The sequence below is a fragment of the Rubrobacter marinus genome, from assembly GCF_011492965.1.
Lineage (GTDB): Bacteria > Actinomycetota > Rubrobacteria > Rubrobacterales > Rubrobacteraceae > Rubrobacter_F > Rubrobacter_F marinus.
The window spans coordinates 300,077-316,084 of the sequence record NZ_CP045121.1 but is presented as its reverse complement, the minus strand read 5'-3'; the positions used below and the strand labels follow the sequence as shown (position 1 = coordinate 316,084).

Sequence of the window (16,008 nt, the reverse complement as noted above, 5' to 3'; positions counted from 1 at the left end):
GGGCACGGGGGTGGCGGTGACAGATCCACCTCCCCCTCTTCGAGGGCCGGAGACGGCTCATCGGCCACCCCCGACGCCTCTTCGGCGAGGGGCTCCGTCTCTTGGGCCGCGGGCGGTTCCTCGGCGGTGGCGGCCGGCTCCCCGGAAGGAGGCGTGCCCGCGGACCGTCCCGGGGAGCTTCCTCAGCAGACGCCCGATCGAGGTCTTCGTCGAGCCGGCCGGACGGCTCCTCCGGGCGCGAGGGCTCGACCGGGGAGGCGGGCGTGGGCGGGACGGCGTCCTGCGGTTCCGGCTGGCGCAGGACCGGTCCCCGGGTTCGTCCGTGAGCTCCTGGGTACGCTCGGGGGAGGACCGGGGTCCCCGGCGGGTTCCGGGATCGTCGGCTCGACCGCGTCGGCGCCCTCCTCCCCGGCACCGGTGGACGGGAAGGGCGACGCCCCGCCCACGTGCCCCGGCGACCCAGCAGGAGCCCCGCCGCCACGACGCCGAGCAATAGCAGCCCGTCGCGCAGATACGTGCTGCCGGCGGGCTCTACCGGATCCAGGACCGACCAGTCCGACGTCGTCTGAAACTCGCTGCGGTCCCCGAAGGGCGTCGCTTTTCCGCCGATGCCCCTGCTGCACCCTTGGCCAGCCACCGGGCCCGGACCAGTACTTCGACCATGGTCGGCCTCCGTCCTACTCGGTTCATGTTATCTATGCGTCTTTTGCCCCCGGCCGGGCCGCGGGAAACGGTCGCCCTCGAGAGAATAGCGGTAGTGGGCAGGTACGATACGACCTTCTGGGTCGACGCAGGCCGGGAGATAGTAACCCGTGGAGATCCAACCGGAACGGCCCGTTACAGCCCCAGACGGTCCTTGAACCTATCGGCGAGGAGGACGAGGGTGGCGATCACGGAGGCCACCGCGAGCAGCACGAACCCGTCCAGCAGGACACCGTCCAGGTATCCGGGAAGCCCGCCATCGCCGGGGGACGGACGGTCCGGTGTCCTGCCGGCCTCGTTCACGCCCTCGTCCTCCTCGTTGTCCCCCTCGGCGGGCACAGTGCCGCTCGTATCGCCACCCGCGTCGCCCTCCGTGTCGCCGCCCGCGCCGCCGCCGTCCTCAGGTGGCGCGTCGTACTGGTCCTCCGGGACCGTGGCGGGCGCCAGGGGATCGTACGGCTCCTCGGCGGGAGCGCCGTACTGTTCGGCGGGGGGCGCGACGTCGTATTGGGCGAGCGCGGGAGCACCGAAAGACCCCGCGTAGGACAGCAGCAGCGCGACGAGCACGAGGGCCGTGCCCGTCCTGCCCGCGCCCTTCATCCCGCCGCCCTCTGCTCGATCCTCCGTGGAGTGGTCACGGCGCACACCCTAGCAAAAGGCTCGACCATATTTCCGCGAACGCGAGTAGGGAGGCGCCGTGAGGCCCCTACACGCTCGGAACCCGTACGCTTCGATGACGAAGCTTTCGCCCGCGTAGACCCTCGCGTTCCTCGGCCCACGAGCGCGGCGCTCCCGCTACCCTTCGGCGGCTCGTCGCCCCGACTCGATAATCTTGCGCATCTCCGTCGCCGGGTCGCCCTTGTACACGGCGGAGCCGGCGACCAACGCCCTGGCCCCGGCCTCCACCACCAGGGGCGCCGTCTGGGCGTTGATGCCGCCGTCGACCGCGATGGGAAGATCGGTCATCTCCCTCAGGCGCCGGATCTTCTCCGTCGTCTCCGGGATAAAGGTCTGTCCCCCGAAGCCGGGGTTGACGCTCAGCAGGAGGACGTAATCGAGGTAGGGCAGCGCCCACTCCAGCGTCTCGGGCGGGGTGGTCGGGTTGAGCGCCACGCCGGCCTCGGCGCCTCCGGCCCGGATCATCCCGAGGACGCGGTGCAGGTGCGTCACCGCCTCCGGGTGGACCGAGATGCTCGCCACCCCGGCGTCCAGGAACATGGGAATAAGGTTGTCGGGGTTATCGACCATGAGGTGGACGTCCACGGGAAGGTCCGTCCGCGGGACGAGCGAGGCGGCTACGAGCGGCCCGATGGACAGGTTCGGCACGTAGTGGTTGTCCATCGCATCGAAATGCACGAACCCCGCCCCGCCGTCCCTCGCCCTGCGCACGTCCTCGGCCAGGTTGGCGAAGTCGGCCGCGAGGATCGAGGGACCACCGACCACCCTGTCGCCCAGACCGGAGAACAACTTCACCGTTCCACCCCCACAGGGTCCTTCAGAGCCCGGGGCCGTCCGCGTCGAAGGCGGCGCCCCGGCAGCCCGTGTGTTTCTCGGCGACGGAGCGGCGCAAGGGCTCCGTCGCTGGGGCGTCGTCCTGGTCGAAGATCGCGGTGGAGGTCATGGTCTTCGTCCCAAAGACGCCGTTCTCTAGGCCCGTGCGGATTCGCGCTCGCGGTATTGCTTCGGGGTGTAGCGCTCGATCCACTCGCGGTACTGGCGCACCTCGCGCTCGGCGCGCTCCTGCGACCACCCGAGGTGCTTGACCGCTACCTCGGCCGCGGCGTCGGCGACGTCGAGGGCGACGTCGGGGCCGTACCCGGCCATCGTGCGCCTCAACAGGACGTCCGAGAGCGTCTCGGCCATCTCCTCGCGGAAGGCCCAGATCACCTCCGCCCCGATAAGCGCCGTCTCGACGCTCACGCTCGAGGAGAGCGGGGTGTTGAGCTCCGGGTCGTCGCCGGCGAGCCGCAAGACCTCGGCGGCCCGCACGCCGTAGAGCTTGAGGAGCCTCTCGGCCAGCACCTCGGGGATGGCGGTCGCGGCCTTGAAGCCCGCGGCGTACGAGGCGAAGTCGGAGGTCGCGCCCCCGGGGAGCGGGACCTTGCGCGACGTGCTCTTCGGCGCCTTGCGGCCGAGCTTCTTGAAGACGGCGTCGGTCGTCTGGCGCGAGAGGTTCAGGTAGGTGGTCAGCTTGCCGCCGATGATCGAGAGGAGGCCTCCGACCTGCGGCATCTCGGCGCTGGCGCTCGTCACCTTGCCGCCGGCCGCCGACTCTCCCCTGGCGTGGTCGAAGACGACGTGGCTGCGGGTTACGCCGCCGGCCTCGCCCTCCGGGTTGTAGGGGAGGGGGCGCACGCCGGAGTAGGTGAACAGCACGTCCTCGCGGGTCAGGTTCGCCGACGGGATCACGTAGTTCGTCTCGTCGAGGAGGTACTGGATCTCGTCCTCCGTCGCGGAGACGTAGTCGAGGTCGCCGTCGTAGCGCAGGTCGGTGGTACCGATGAGGTAGCGCCCGTTCCACGGCACGATAAAGTACGGCCGTCCGTCCTTCCTGGCCTCGACGTACAGCGCCTCGCCCTTCGGGGCGCCCGGGAACGGGTCCACGATAAGGTGGCTCCCCTTCGTCCCCCCCATGAAGCGCCCGGAGTGCTCGCCGGTGCCGGGGAGCTGCAGCTCCGCGAGTATCTCGTCCACCCAGGGGCCGGTGACGTTCACCGTGACGGGGGCTCGGACCGTGTAGCGCTTGCCCTCGCCCAGCACGTCCGAGAACTCCACGCCCCTGACGTCGCCGTTCTCCACGAGCAGGCGCTCGACGTTCGCGTAGGTTATGACCGTGGCGCCGTGATCTCGCGCGGAGACCGCGTTCTCGACGGCGATCCTCTCGGCGTACTCCACCTGGGCGTCGTAGTAGAAGGCCGCCGCCTTCAGGCCCTCGGGGTTGAGGCCCGGCTCGCGCTCGCGGGCCTGGTTGCGGTTGAACATCTTGTGGTTGGCCATGCTCTTGTCGTAGGAGAGGACGTCGTAGAGGGTCATGCCGAGCCGGACGAGGAGCGGGCCGCGCTTGCTCCGGTCGTAGATCGGGACCATGAAGCCCAGGGGATGGACGAGGTGCGGCGCCACGTGGAGGATCGCCTCCCTATCCCTCAGGGATTCCCTCACGAGCGCGAACTCGTAGTGCTCCAGGTAGCGCAGGCCGCCGTGGATCAGGCGCGTCGCCCACTGCGTCGTCCCGTTGGAGATGTCGCCCTTGTCGAGCAGCAACACCCGCAGGCCGCGCATCGCGGCGTCGCGCGCGACGCCGGCGCCGTTTATGCCGGCGCCGATCACTACCACGTCGAACGTTCTGGTCCCTAGGTCGTGCGGTATGCGTGAGGTCATCTCCGTACCTTCCCTGCTTTCTGTGTCGGTTCGCCCCCGAAGAACTTCTCCCAGGGCATGTTCAGGGGCTCGTCCTCCGCGACGACGGCGTGGAGGTGGCGCATGAGCGGGAAGTCCTCCGGCCCGACGATCCCGCGCTCGGTCAGCTTCGGCAGCGCGCCGCCGATCACCCGGATCGCCGCCACCCCTCCAGCGTCACGCCCTTCATCTTCTCGTTCTGCACCTCGGAGAAGGGATTCCCGACGCGACGAGGCGCCCGGCCTTGACGTTACGTCCCCCCATGGTGGTGACGAACATGTCCCCGACGCCAGGCAGGCCACGCGGCGTCTCGGGCTCCCCGCCCAGAAGCTCGACCCACTGCCCGAGCTCGAGCGTCGCCTGCCCGAAGAGCGCCGCCCCGTAGTTGTAGCGGCGGTACCTGCCGTCGGACTTGCCCTCCTTGTCCAGCAGGCCATCCATGAACCCCCCGCCGAAGGCGTAGCAGTTCTTGACCGCCGCGCACACCTCGCACCCTACGAGGTCGGTGCTGGTCCACACGTGGTAGTAGGGGGGCGGAAGGTCGCGGCGAGCTTCTCCAGGACCTCCCCGTCCCGACCCGTGAAGACGACGCAGGTCTCGTGGCGCACCGCAACCTCGCCGGCGATGGCGGGGCCGACTATGGCCGACCAGGAGACGCTCTCCCGTAGCTCCTGGGGCACCCCTCGGCCAGCACGTCCGGCAGGATCTTGAGGTCGCCGTTCTCGTCGGCCTCCATCCCCTTGGTCACGGCGATCACCATCATCCCCGGCTTCAACAGCGACGCGAGCCTCTCGCCCGCCCAGTGCACCCCGAAGGAGTTGACCCCGCTCATGGCGATCTCCGCCCCGTCGAACGCCTCCTCGGCCTCCTCCAACTGATAGGCGCGCACGCCCTCGGGCAGCTCGAGGTCCAGGCCGGGATGCACGCCGGTCTCCTTGATGCCGTCGATGATCTCGCGGTCCAGATGGGTGCCGACCAGGCGCACCTCGTGGCCGTTGTCCGTCAGCGGGAAGGCAAGCGCCGTCGCCATGATCCCCGACCCCAAAACGCTTACCGTCGCCATCGTCTCCTCTCCTCGAGCACTGCCACCGGTCGAGAGTCCCTTCTACCCCGATTCACGGCCCCGTCATCATCGGCGCGTCCTCTTCGGGATCGGCCGGGGCGGCGAGGTTCGCGGCCCCGACCATGTTCTACCGCTCGCGCTAGGCCTCCGCAGTGGCCTTGCCCACGTTCGCCTCGTGGCGCGACATCTTGTGCATCGACTCGCGCATCTTCTCGTACGTCTCGGTGTAGCGGTCCATGTAGAACATGTACTCCTCGTGGCGCGCCGCGTCCGGCTCGATGGTGCTCTCGGTGTGCACCATGTTCTCGGCGGCCTCCTGGATGCTCGGGTAGATCCCGGCCCCGACCGCGGCCAGCATCGCCGCCCCGAGCACGGGGCCCTCGCTCACCTTCGTGAACGCTATCGGCACGTTGGAGACGTCGGCGTGCATCTGCATCCAAAGCCGGCTCTTCGCAGGTCCCCCGGAGACGACGTTGACCCTGGGCTCGAAGTTCTGGGCCCGCATGGTGCGGAAGATGTTCTCGGTGCCGAAGCAGATGCCCTCGAGGATCGCGCGGAAGATGTGGCCCGGCGTGTGCCCGAGCGAGAGGCCCCAGATCGCGCCGCGCACCAGGGGGTCCGTGTGGGGCGAGCGGTTCCCCTGGAAGTAGTCGAGCGCGATGAGCCCTTCGGAGCCTATCGGCACCCTCTCCGCCATCTCGGTCAGGACGTCGTAGGGGTCTACCCCGCGCTTCCTGCCCTCGGCCACGGCGTCGGCGGCGAACTGATTCTTGAACCATGCCACGACGGACCCGGTCGAGGCCTGCCCCGCCTCCACCGTGTACTGGCCCGGGATCATGGCGTCCGTGTAGGCGCCCCAGAAGCCCTGGTTGTGGACGGGCCTGGCGGACTGCCCGATCATGACGTGCGAGGAGCCGGTGATGAGGGCCATCTTGCCGGGCTCCACCACCCCGAGCCCCAAGGCCCCGGCGTAGGCGTCGATCGCCCCCTGCGCCACGGGCGTGCCGGCCCTGAGCCCCAGCTCCTCGGCGACCTCTCTGCGAAGCTCCCCGACCACGACGCCGAGGTCCATTATGTTGCCGGGGTACTTCTCGATCAGGTCCGAGGCGCCCACCGCCTCGTAGAGGCTCTCCGGCCAGCCGCCCTCGTCGCGGTCGTAGTAGTACTTCGAGCTCGCCATGTTGACGGAGCCGGCCCACTCGCCGGTCAGGCGGTTGATGAGCCAGTCGCCGCAGTCGCAGATGTGCCTGGCCTTCGCATAGGTCTCCGGCTCTTCTTCCTTTATCCACATCGCCTTCGGGAGGCCCCACTCGGCGGAGACAGGCCCGTAGCCGTTGTACTTCAGGGCCTCGTCGCTGGTACCGGCGATCCTGTCGGCCTGGTCGGAGGCGCGCACGTCCATCCACATGATGGCCGGCCTGAGGTGCCGGTCGTTCTCGTCGACCGCGAGGACGGTGCTGGCCGTGGCGTCCACGGAGATACCCGCGATCTCCTCGGGCGAGAGCCCGCTCTTCTGCATCGCCCCGCGCGAGGCCTCCACGAGGCACGACCACCACTCGGCGGGGTCCTGCTCGGCCCAGCCGCTCCGCGGGTACCGCGTCTCCCACTCGCCGGCGTGGAACGCCACCGGCGTCCCCTCGCGGTCGAAGATGCCGACCCTCGCCCCGCCGGTCCCGAAGTCGATCCCCAAAAGATACGGTCCTTCAGCCATCGTTCCCTTCCCTTTCCCCTGCCCCAGGTTCGCTGTTCTCGTCACGGCCCGCGCGATCCGGCACGACCAGCCCTACGCGCGGACGGCCCCTCCTTCCCGGTAGCCCCTCACCTCCCCCCGAAACGCCGCTACCCCATGCTCCATCAGGTCGCCTTCTCCGCCGTGTCGCGCGCCCAGAACCCGCCCGGCGCGAACAGCTCCTCCACGCACTCGTCGAGGATGCCGGCCTCGGCCGCGACGTCGAGCACGGTGTAGCGCTTGCGGAGCATCTGCGCCCTGCGGTAGGTCGCCCTGAAGTCCTCGATGCTCAGCCCGATCTCCTCGGGGCTCGTCGGACACCCGGCCGCCCGCAACTGCTCGCGCAGACCGTCGGCCGGCATAAGCTGCGCCTCGACCTTCTCGCGCAGCTCCGGCCACGCCCGACGCAACCCCTCCAGCCGCTCCCTGAGCGCGTCGGCCTCCAGGTACTTGGCCATCGTCTCGTTCACGGCGGCCTCCTCCAGCTTCGAGCCCGAGTACGCCTCGCGCACCCCTCGCTCCACCTCGTCCCAGGGTGGCCACTTGGCGACGGCCTCGTCCACGTCCAGGGAGCCAAGGTCGCGCCGTAGGATGACCTCGTAGAGGGCGGCGATGGAGATCGAGCCGATCCCTACCTTGAAGCCGTGAGAGAGCGGCGGGTCGAGGTCGCGGCCGAGGCCCTCCCCCTCCCACAGGTGGCTGAACTGATGCTCGGCGCCGGAGGCCGGGCGGGAGGACTGGTGGGCCTGCATCGCGAGGCCGGACATGATCAGACCCTCCGTGAGGGCGTCCATAGCCTCCCCGTCGCCGGCGGCCAGCTCGGCCGGCTTACCGGTCCACTCGCGTAAGGAGTCCTGCACCATCGACCAGACCTTCGGGGGGATGGGCTCGACCCCCAGGGCGTCGGCGATCAACCAGTCCGCCCCGGCCGGCACCTTGCCCAGGAGGTCGGCGTATCCCGAGGCCGTCATCGCCCCGGGCGCGTTCACCAGGATGTTCACGTCGCCCAGCACGACGCGCGGCGCGGGGCAGGTCAGCGTCTGTTTTTTGTGGTCCTTCTCTATGGAGGCCCCGAACGCCGTGTAGCCGTCCATGGAGGCTGCGGTGGCGACGTTCATGTACGGCCTCTCGCACTCGTAGGCCGCCCGCTTGACGACGTCGTTGAGGGTCCCCGAGCCGACGGCTACGGGGATCGCGTCGTGCCCGCGGAGCGACTCCACGAGGATCTCGACCTGCGAGTATGCGGCGTAGAGCGTCGGCTTGCCGGGGAAGACGTAGGGCTGGACGGTCTCGCGCCCGGCCTCCTCGAGGCGCCGCTGCACCTCCTCGCCCGCCACCGCGAACACGTTCTCGTCCGAGACCACTACGGCCCTGCTGTCGCCGAAGCCCTTCTCGAAAACCTCCGCGACCGAGGCGAGCGCCCCAGGGGCGATCAGGACTTCCTTCGTGTCGGTCGCGTCGCGTAGCGCGGCGGCTATCCGTTCGTCGTTCATACGCTGCCTCCCGTTCTCGTTCGGAGGGACGGCCCTGCCCCCGCGGCCGTCACCCTTCGTCCTCGGTCCAGCCAAACTCCTCCCACAGCCCCTCGGGGATCAAGCGGTCGATCCTGTCGAGCACGTAATCGGGCTTGTTCTCCTCGGCCTCCGCGGCGAGCATCTCGGGGGTGGTCTCCCCGGTGAGCACCACCGCAGACGGCATCCCGGCGTCGAGGGCCATCCGGATCTCGGTGTACAACCTGTCGCCGGCCATTACGCACTCGGCTGCGTCGAGCCCGACCATGCCCATGATGGTCTCCAGCATGATCGGGTCGGGCTTGCCGACGTTTACCTGGCACTTGGTGCCCGTGCACGCCTCTATCGCCCCGACGATCGCCGCCGCGTCCGGCTCGCCCCGGCCGCCGGGGAACGGGCAGTAGCGGTCCGGGTTGGTGGTCACGAGGAAGGCGCGCCCGTGGAACCAGATGGCGTCGAAGGCGATCTGGAGCTTTCTGTACTCGAAGGTGCGGTCGTAGGAGGCGATGACGATGTCTATCTCCTCCGGGTCCTCGGAGATCTTGATGCCGGCCCCCCGCAGGGCCTTCTTCAACGGCTCCTCGCTGATCGGGAAGACCGTGGCGTCCGGGTGGTTCTGCACGAGCCACTGCGTCATCGTGACGACGGTGTTGACGGTCTCCTCCTGCGGCGTGGGGAGCCCGAGCTTCGTGAGCTTCTCGGAGTACTGCTCGGGGTCCTTGGTCGGGTTGTTGGAGAGGAAGACCACCTTCTTGCCCAGCTCGCGCAGCTTCAGGATCAGGCGCTTCGCCCCCGGCAAAAGCTCGTCGCCGAGGTAGATCGTCCCGTCCAGATCGAAGACGTAGCCTTCGTAGAGCCTGTCGGGGACCCGGATCGGGTCGCTCCCCGATGCCTGTGTGCCTTTCTGCGTCATCTTCCCCTTCCTTCGAGCGCGAGCTCGCGCTCCTCTACTTCTTCGGTAGCGCGTCGCCCGCCGCGCGCAGCACGTAGAGCATGGAGACGGCCCCGGGATCTTTGTGACCGCGGCTCCTCTCCCCGAGCTTCGAGGCCCGGCCTCGCGTGCTGATCATGTCCGCGGTCGAGTCCGCGCCCTTTTCGGCGGCGGGAAGCGCTTGCCGCCAGGCGTCGTCGAGCAACGCGCCGCCTCCGACGGCCTCGCCGAAGGAGCGGACGAACGGGTCGAGCGCGTCGATCATGGTTTTGTCCCCGGGCTTGGCCTTGCCGATATCTCGGAGGGAGGCCAGCGAGGAATCCAGGGCCCGGTGTACCGCCGAAGCGTCGGGTTTTTCGCCGTCGCCGAGGGACTGCCCTATCGCGGAGATCCAGGCGCCGTAAAGCGCGCCCGATGCGCCGCCGGCCGCGCCGGAGAAGGCCATGCCCGCCCTCGCGAGCACCTGCCCGGCCGACCCTCCGCCGCCCCGCGCGGCCTCGACGGCGGCCCCCATGCCGCGGACCATGCCCGCGCCGTGGTCGCCGTCGCCCGCCGCCGCGTCCAGCCTCCCTAGCTCGTGCTCGGCGTCTTGGAGGGCCCCGAGGGCACGTTCGAGGGCGTCGAGCGCGACGGCGCCGCTCTCGGAGAGGTCGCCGCCCGCGTCGGTCGCCGCCGCGCTGGAGGTCGGGGCGGCCGAGATCGTTTCGCCAGTCTCCTGCGGTAGTTCGAGGCTGCCGCGCGAGAAGGCCGGGGTTGCGGCGGGCGCGTCGTGCAGCTCTTGCAGGTCGCCGTCGAGCCACATCAGGGTGAGGGAGCAGCCCGCCATGTCCAGGGAGGTGACCAGCTCGCCGACGAGCGGCTCGTGCACCTCGACGCCCCTCTCCCGGAGGAGGCGGTTGACGTCGCTGAAGAGGACGAACAGCTCTTCGTACTTGGTGCTCCCAAGCCCGTTGAGCATGACGGCGGCCCGGCTTCCCGCGCCCTCGGGGGCGTCTTCGAGCAGCGTGTCCACCAGGAGTTCCGCGATGCCGCGCGCCGGCAGCAGGTCCGCCGTCCGTATCCCCGGCTCGCCGTGGACCCCCATCCCGACCTCCATCTTGCCGGGCTCGACGGTGAACAGGGGCTCGGTCTGGCCCGGCAGGGTGCAGCCGGCGAAGGCTATGCCGATGCTGCGGGTGACGGCGTTGGCCCTCTGGGCCGCCTCCTCGACGCCGTCGATGTCGTCGCCGCGCGCGGCGGCGGCGCCCGCCACCTTAAAGACGTAGAGGTCGCCGGCCACGCCGCGCCGCTCCTCCTCGCGGCCCCTGGGCGCGGAGGCCACGTCGTCGGTGACGATCACGGTGCGGACGTCCATGCCTTCGTCGCGGCAGCGCGCCTGGGCCATGTCGAAGTTCATCACGTCGCCCGAGTAGTTGCCGTAGGAGAGGAGCACGCCCGCGCCGCCGTCCAGCGCCTTCGTGCAGCGGTAGACCTGCTCCGCGGAGGGGCTGGTGAAGATGTCCCCGATCACCGCGCCGTCGGCGAGGCCCTGGCCGACCGTCCCGGCGAACGCCGGGTAGTGCCCGGAGCCGCCCCCGATCAGGACGGAGACCTTCCCGCGCCTGGGCGCGCCGACGGCCATAACCCCCGAGGCGTCCGGCACGCGCCGCACGTAGCGCCCGTACGCGGCCAAGAACCCCTCAACCATCTCGTCCTTGAACGACCTCGGGTCGTTCGTCAGTACCCTTTTCATGTAGCTCCCTTCTTTTCCTCCTCGCCAGCATCTATGTGGTTCCCCTTCACGGCACCACCGCCACCTTGATGCCCTCCCGCCTGGCCGACGCCTCGATGGCCTCGGCGGCCTCCCCGAGCGGGAACCGGTGGGTGACCATCGATTCCACCTCGATCCTGCCCGACTCTATGAGCCTGAGCGCCGTCTCGTAGTCGGCGCGGCGGGTGTCCGAGGCGCCGGAGACCACGAGCTCGTTGTAATGGATCAGGTTGGCCTCCACCTCGGCCACGCCCTCGCCCGCGAACCCGGCGAAGAGGTTCACGCGCCCCCCCTTGCGCGCCAGCCCAAGCGCGTCGTTCACGAGCGACGCGACGCCGATGCAGACCACCGCGACGTCCACCCCGAGCCCGTGCGTGTGCTCGGCCACCACCTCCGAGAGGTCCTCGCTCGTCGGGTCCACGGTGACGCTCGCCCCCAGCTCCCTGGCGAACGCGCGGCGCTCCTCGGAGCGGTTGCTCACGATCACGGTCCTCGCCCCGGCCAGGAGCGCGAGCTGGAGGTGGAAGAGGCCGATCGGGCCGGCGCCCATGACGAGGACAACGTCGTCGAGCTCGACCCGGTAGTTCTCCAGGCCACGGACGCAACACGCCAAGGGCTCTGCCAGGGCAAGGTACTCGGAGGGCAGGTCTCTCTCGGCCACGAAGAGGTTGCCCGCCTGGACGGCCTCGGCCGGGACGCGGACGTACTCGGCGAGCCCCCCGTCGACGACGTTGCCCACGATCCTCTTGTTGACGCAGACGTTCTCCATGCCCCGGCGGCAGTAGAAGCACCTGAGGCAGGAGATCGCCGGGGCGAGCGCCACCGGCGCGCCGACCTCGTAGCCGCGGACGTTCCTGCCCGCCTCGGCGACGTGGCCGGCGAGCTCGTGGCCGAGGACCACGTCGCGGCCTATCCCCCTCGTCTTCTCCCCGCGCAGGATCCGCACGTCCGTGCCGCAGACCGTGTTCGCCCCGACCTTGACCAGGACCTCGTCCGGCCCGATCTCGGGCGTCTCCATCTCCCCGACCTCGAGGCGGCCGGGGCCGCGGAACACGGCCCCGAGCAAGACCTAAGCCCCCGCCGCGGCCGCGGCTCCGCTGCTCGCCTCGTGGCGCGCCAGCTCGTGCATCAGGGGGCGCATCTGCGGGTACGTCTCGACGTAGCGGTCCACGTAGAACTTGTACTGCTCGTGGGCCTCGGGGTTCGGCTCGATGGTGCGCTCGGTGTGCACCATGTTGTCCGCCGCCTCCTGGACGTTCGGGTAGACCCCGGCCCCGACCGCGGCCAGCATCGCCGAGCCCAGGACCGGGCCCTCGCTCTCGCGCGGCACCGAGACGGGGATGTTCGAGACGTCGGCGTGCATCTGCATCCACAGCTCGCTCTTCGTCGGACCGCCGGCGACGACGGCCTCCCCGGGCTGGAAGCCGTGCTCGCGCATGGTGCGGAAGATGTGCTCGGTGCCGTAGCAGATGCCCTCGAGGATCGCCCGGAAGACGTGGCCCGGGGTGTGCCCGAGGGAGAGGCCCCAGATCATGCCTCGCGCCAGAGGATCGGTGTACGGCGTCCTGTTGCCCTGGAAGTAGTCGAGCACGATGAGGCCGTCGGAGCCTATCGGCACGTTCCCGGCCAGCTCGTTGAGGACGTCGTAGGTGTCGACCCCGCGCTTCTGGGCCTCGGCCGCGGCGTCGGCGGCGAACTGGTTTTTGAACCAGGCCACGATGGAGCCGGTCGAGACCTGCCCGCCCTCGACGCTGTACTGGCCCGGCACTATGCCGTCGGTGTACGACCCGAAGAAGCCCTGGCCGTAGTGGGGCTCGGCGGCCTGCCCGACGATCACGTGCGAGGAGCCGGTGATGAGCGCCAGCTTGCCGGGCTCCGTCACCCCGAGCCCGAGGGCGCCCACGAAGGCGTCCCCGCCGCCCTGGGCCACGGGGAGCCCCTCCGGCAGGCCGAGCTCCTCCGCCGCCTCCCTCGTGAGGCCGCCGACGGCGGTGCCCATATCGAGCACCCTCGGGGGGAACTTCTCCAGCACGTCGCCGATCCCCAGGGCCCCGTAGAGGCTCTCCGGCCAGCCGCCCGCGTCGCGGTCGTAGTACGCCCGGAAGCTCGCGGTGTTTATGGAGGCGGTCCACTCGCCGGTCAGGCGGAAGGTCATCCAGTCCGCGTAGTCGCAGATGCGCGCCGCCCCGTTGTAGGTCTCCGGCTCGTTCTCCTTGAGCCATAGGGTCTTGGACGGCATCCACTCCGCGGAGGAGGGGCCGAAGCCGTTGTACTTGAGCGCCGGGTCGCCGGTCTCCTGCACGCGCCGCGCCTGGTCCGAGGCGCGCACGTCCATCCACAGGAGCGCCGGCCTCATCACCCTGTTCTGCCGGTCCATGGCGACGACGGTGCACGTCGTGGCGTCCGTGGAGAGGCCCGCGATCTCCTCGGGCGAGACGCCGCTCTTCTCGACGGCCCCCCTGACCGCCTCCACGAGGCACCGCCACCAGTCGGCCGGGTCCTGCTCGGCCCAGCCCGGGCGCGGGAAGCGCGTGCCATGCTCGACGCCGTGGAAGACCAGCGCCGTGCCCTCGCGGTCGAAGATGCCGGCCCTCACCCCGCCCGTCCCGCCGTCTATCCCCATCAGGTACGGTCCCTCGGCCATCTCTCTCCTCCTTCTTCGTGCCGGCTACCGGGATGCCTTCCCCGACTACCACCGGTGCCCGGGTCCCCTCGACGGACTCCCCGCGCCCGTCGACCCCACCACTCTAACTCTTCTAGTTTATCTCCCGCTTCTCCCGACACGGGATCTTCTGCCCTCGCCGGTCGCGGGGCGCACCGGCAACACCCCCTTCTCTACGCCGGGGCCGAGGGTCGTGAGCACGCAGTGGACCGGCGGGACGGGCCATCCCGGACGCGCGAGGGCGGCCGCGCAGCGCGAGTGGGTGTGGACCACGGCCTCCACGGCTGGCCGCATCTTGTATCCCGTTGTGCACCGGTGGCTCCGGGAGCTCGCCGTCGAGGTCGGCCAGCACGATGCTCTCCGGGCCGACGACCTCGCGGGGGAGGCCGGTCGGGGTGATCGGGACGTCGCCCTCGGGCGTCCGCGCGCCGGCGTCTCCGGGGGTACCGGTGACGAGCCCCGAGGAGACGAGCCGCCGCGCGACCGCCGCCATCTCCCGCAGGTCCTGGTGCTCCGCGTGGTTCATCCCTTCCCCTCTCCGAACGGGACGCGGCGGGCCTTCCGCGAGCGTCTGCGACAAGGAGGGCACGAGCATATCCCGGGCGGGCGCGACTCTCAAGCTCGCCCTCGCCGGCGATGTGCTGTTTGTTATAGTGGCCGGGCGCAAGCTGATCGCTCTTGGGGAAGGGGGCATGCATGGCCGAAGCGGACTACGTTATCGGGATCGACTGCTCGACGACGGCGACGAAAGCCGTTGTCTGGGACAGGGAGGGGCGCGCGGTGGCCGAGGGGCGGGAGACCTTCTCGCTGTCGAGCCCGCGGCCGGACTGGGGGGAGCAGAACGCCGAGGATTGGTGGCGTTCTACGAAGACCGCCCTGCGGCGCGCGGCGAGCTCGGTGGACACGCGCCGGATCGGGGCCATCGGCATCACGCACCAGCGGGAGAGCTTCGTGTGCCTCAACGAGGACGACCACCCGATACGACCCGCCATCCTGTGGCTCGACTCGCGCCCTCGCGAGGAGGTGGCCCGGTTCGGCTCCGAGGAGGTGCACCGCATCACCGGCAAGCCGCCGAACCCGACCCCCGGCTTCTACAAGATGATGTGGCTGCGCGAGCACGAGCCCGGCGTGCTCGAGCGCGCCGCCAAGGTCGTGGACGTGCACGCCTACCTCGTGCACGGCATGACCGGCTTCTGGCGCACCTCCTGGGCGACCGCCGACCCCCTGGGCCTCGTGGACATGGCGTCCTTCGACTGGTCCGACGAGCTTCTCCAGACGGCGGGCCTGAGCCGCGAGCAGATGTGCGAGCTCTACCCGCCCGGGGAGATCATCGGGGAGCTGAAGGAGGACGTGGCCCGCGAGGTCGGGCTCCCGCCGGGCCTCCCCATCGTCAGCGGCGTCGGGGACGGGCAGTCGGCAGGGCTGGGCGCGAACATCACGGAGCCCGGCCGGGCCTACCTCAACCTCGGCACGGCGGTCGTCTCCGGGACGTACAGCGAGAACTACTCCTGGGGCAACGAGTACCGGGTGCTCTCCGGCCCGATCCCGAAGACCTACACCTTGGAGACCCTGCTCGCCGCCGGGACGTACACCGTGAGCTGGTTTGTGGAGAAGTTCGCGGGCGTCAACGCGAAGGAACTCGGCCTCGACCTCTCGACAGAGCAGATCCTGGAGGCCGCCGCCTCCCAGCTCTCGCCCGGCTCCGACGGTCTGCTGGCGGTCCCGTACTGGAACAACGCCCTCACCCCCTACTGGGACCTGAGCGCGCGCGGGGTCATGCTCGGCTGGACCGGGACCCACGGGAAGGCGCACGCCTACCGCGCGATCCTCGAGGGCATAGCCTTCGAGCAGCGCCTGATGACCGGCGGCGCCGAGACCGGGCTGGAGAAGCCCGTCGAGCACGTCCTCGCCCTCGGCGGGGGCTCGCAGAGCACGCTCTGGTGCCAGATTATCGCGGACGTCATGCAGCGCCCGGTCTCGGTGACGCAGGAGACGGAGTCGACCTGCCTCGGCGCCGGGATGCTCGCCGCCGCGGCCATCGGTATGCACGGGAGCATCAAGGAGGCCGCCGAGGCCATGAGCGGGACGGGCGCCCATTACGAGCCGGACGAAGCAAGGGCCGCGGTCTACGACCGGCTCTACGGCGTGTACAAGGAGATCTACCCGAGCCTGCGCCCCCTCTTCCCGAAGCTCACCGAGGCGCTCAAGCCCCAGACCTCCGGGGCGGAGGCGTAGTATAAAAACGCACGAAAGAGACCGAAGGA

General features: G+C 70.0%; 12 protein-coding genes and 1 pseudogene. 1 reads left to right on the top strand and 12 read right to left on the bottom strand.

The features are described 5' to 3' along the window. Positions 1-837: 837 nt before the first annotated feature. The 12 genes and pseudogenes from GBA65_RS01710 to GBA65_RS26975 form a co-directional block, all read right to left on the bottom strand. Positions 838-1,302 (bottom strand): hypothetical protein, encoded by a 465-nt coding sequence (locus GBA65_RS01710; RefSeq protein ID WP_166395105.1) that lies wholly within the window; start codon positions 1,300-1,302, stop codon positions 838-840. A 195-nt stretch (positions 1,303-1,497) separates the two neighbouring features. After that, positions 1,498-2,169: a ribulose-phosphate 3-epimerase gene (gene rpe, locus GBA65_RS01705; RefSeq protein WP_407691131.1), complete on the bottom strand. Its 672-nt coding sequence runs from the start codon at positions 2,167-2,169 to the stop codon at positions 1,498-1,500. Between the two features lie 28 nt (positions 2,170-2,197). Next, the gene (locus tag GBA65_RS24885) at positions 2,198-2,323 is read right to left on the bottom strand and encodes a hypothetical protein (RefSeq protein ID WP_266096534.1); all 126 of its coding nucleotides are present in this window, start codon (positions 2,321-2,323) and stop codon (positions 2,198-2,200) included. Between the two features lie 26 nt (positions 2,324-2,349). Beyond that, positions 2,350-4,080 carry a glycerol-3-phosphate dehydrogenase/oxidase gene (locus GBA65_RS01700; protein WP_166395104.1) on the bottom strand — a complete coding sequence of 577 codons (1,731 nt, stop codon included), beginning with the start codon at positions 4,078-4,080 and terminating at the stop codon, positions 2,350-2,352. Then, a pseudogene (locus GBA65_RS25970) lies at positions 4,077-5,161 on the bottom strand (NAD(P)H-dependent glycerol-3-phosphate dehydrogenase). Before GBA65_RS25970 ends, GBA65_RS01700 begins: the two are co-directional and overlap by 4 nt. A 139-nt stretch (positions 5,162-5,300) precedes the next feature. Beyond that, the gene (locus GBA65_RS01690) at positions 5,301-6,872 is read right to left on the bottom strand and encodes an FGGY-family carbohydrate kinase (protein WP_166395103.1); all 1,572 of its coding nucleotides are present in this window, start codon (positions 6,870-6,872) and stop codon (positions 5,301-5,303) included. A gap of 143 nt (positions 6,873-7,015) precedes the next feature. Further along, complete coding sequence (locus tag GBA65_RS01685; protein ID WP_166395102.1) at positions 7,016-8,383, bottom strand: sn-glycerol-1-phosphate dehydrogenase; 1,368 nt, start codon at positions 8,381-8,383, stop codon at positions 7,016-7,018. A 49-nt stretch (positions 8,384-8,432) separates the two neighbouring features. Next, positions 8,433-9,314: an HAD-IIA family hydrolase gene (locus GBA65_RS01680; RefSeq protein ID WP_166395101.1), complete on the bottom strand. Its 882-nt coding sequence runs from the start codon at positions 9,312-9,314 to the stop codon at positions 8,433-8,435. A gap of 34 nt (positions 9,315-9,348) precedes the next feature. Beyond that, the gene (gene dhaL, locus GBA65_RS01675) at positions 9,349-11,064 is read right to left on the bottom strand and encodes a dihydroxyacetone kinase subunit DhaL (RefSeq protein WP_166395100.1); all 1,716 of its coding nucleotides are present in this window, start codon (positions 11,062-11,064) and stop codon (positions 9,349-9,351) included. Between the two features lie 46 nt (positions 11,065-11,110). Beyond that, positions 11,111-12,148, bottom strand: coding sequence for a zinc-binding dehydrogenase (locus GBA65_RS01670; RefSeq protein ID WP_166395099.1), 1,038 nt, complete (start codon positions 12,146-12,148; stop codon positions 11,111-11,113). A 3-nt stretch (positions 12,149-12,151) separates the two neighbouring features. Continuing rightward, positions 12,152-13,726, bottom strand: a complete 1,575-nt coding sequence (locus tag GBA65_RS01665) for an FGGY-family carbohydrate kinase (protein WP_166395098.1) — start codon at positions 13,724-13,726, stop codon at positions 12,152-12,154. A gap of 112 nt (positions 13,727-13,838) precedes the next feature. Next, positions 13,839-14,270 carry a class II aldolase/adducin family protein gene (locus tag GBA65_RS26975; protein WP_166395097.1) on the bottom strand — a complete coding sequence of 144 codons (432 nt, stop codon included), beginning with the start codon at positions 14,268-14,270 and terminating at the stop codon, positions 13,839-13,841. A 170-nt stretch (positions 14,271-14,440) separates the two neighbouring features. On the opposite strand from GBA65_RS26975, the gene GBA65_RS01655 reads away from it, so the two are divergent. Beyond that, positions 14,441-15,979: an FGGY-family carbohydrate kinase gene (locus GBA65_RS01655; protein WP_166395096.1), complete on the top strand. Its 1,539-nt coding sequence runs from the start codon at positions 14,441-14,443 to the stop codon at positions 15,977-15,979. Positions 15,980-16,008 lie beyond the last annotated feature (29 nt).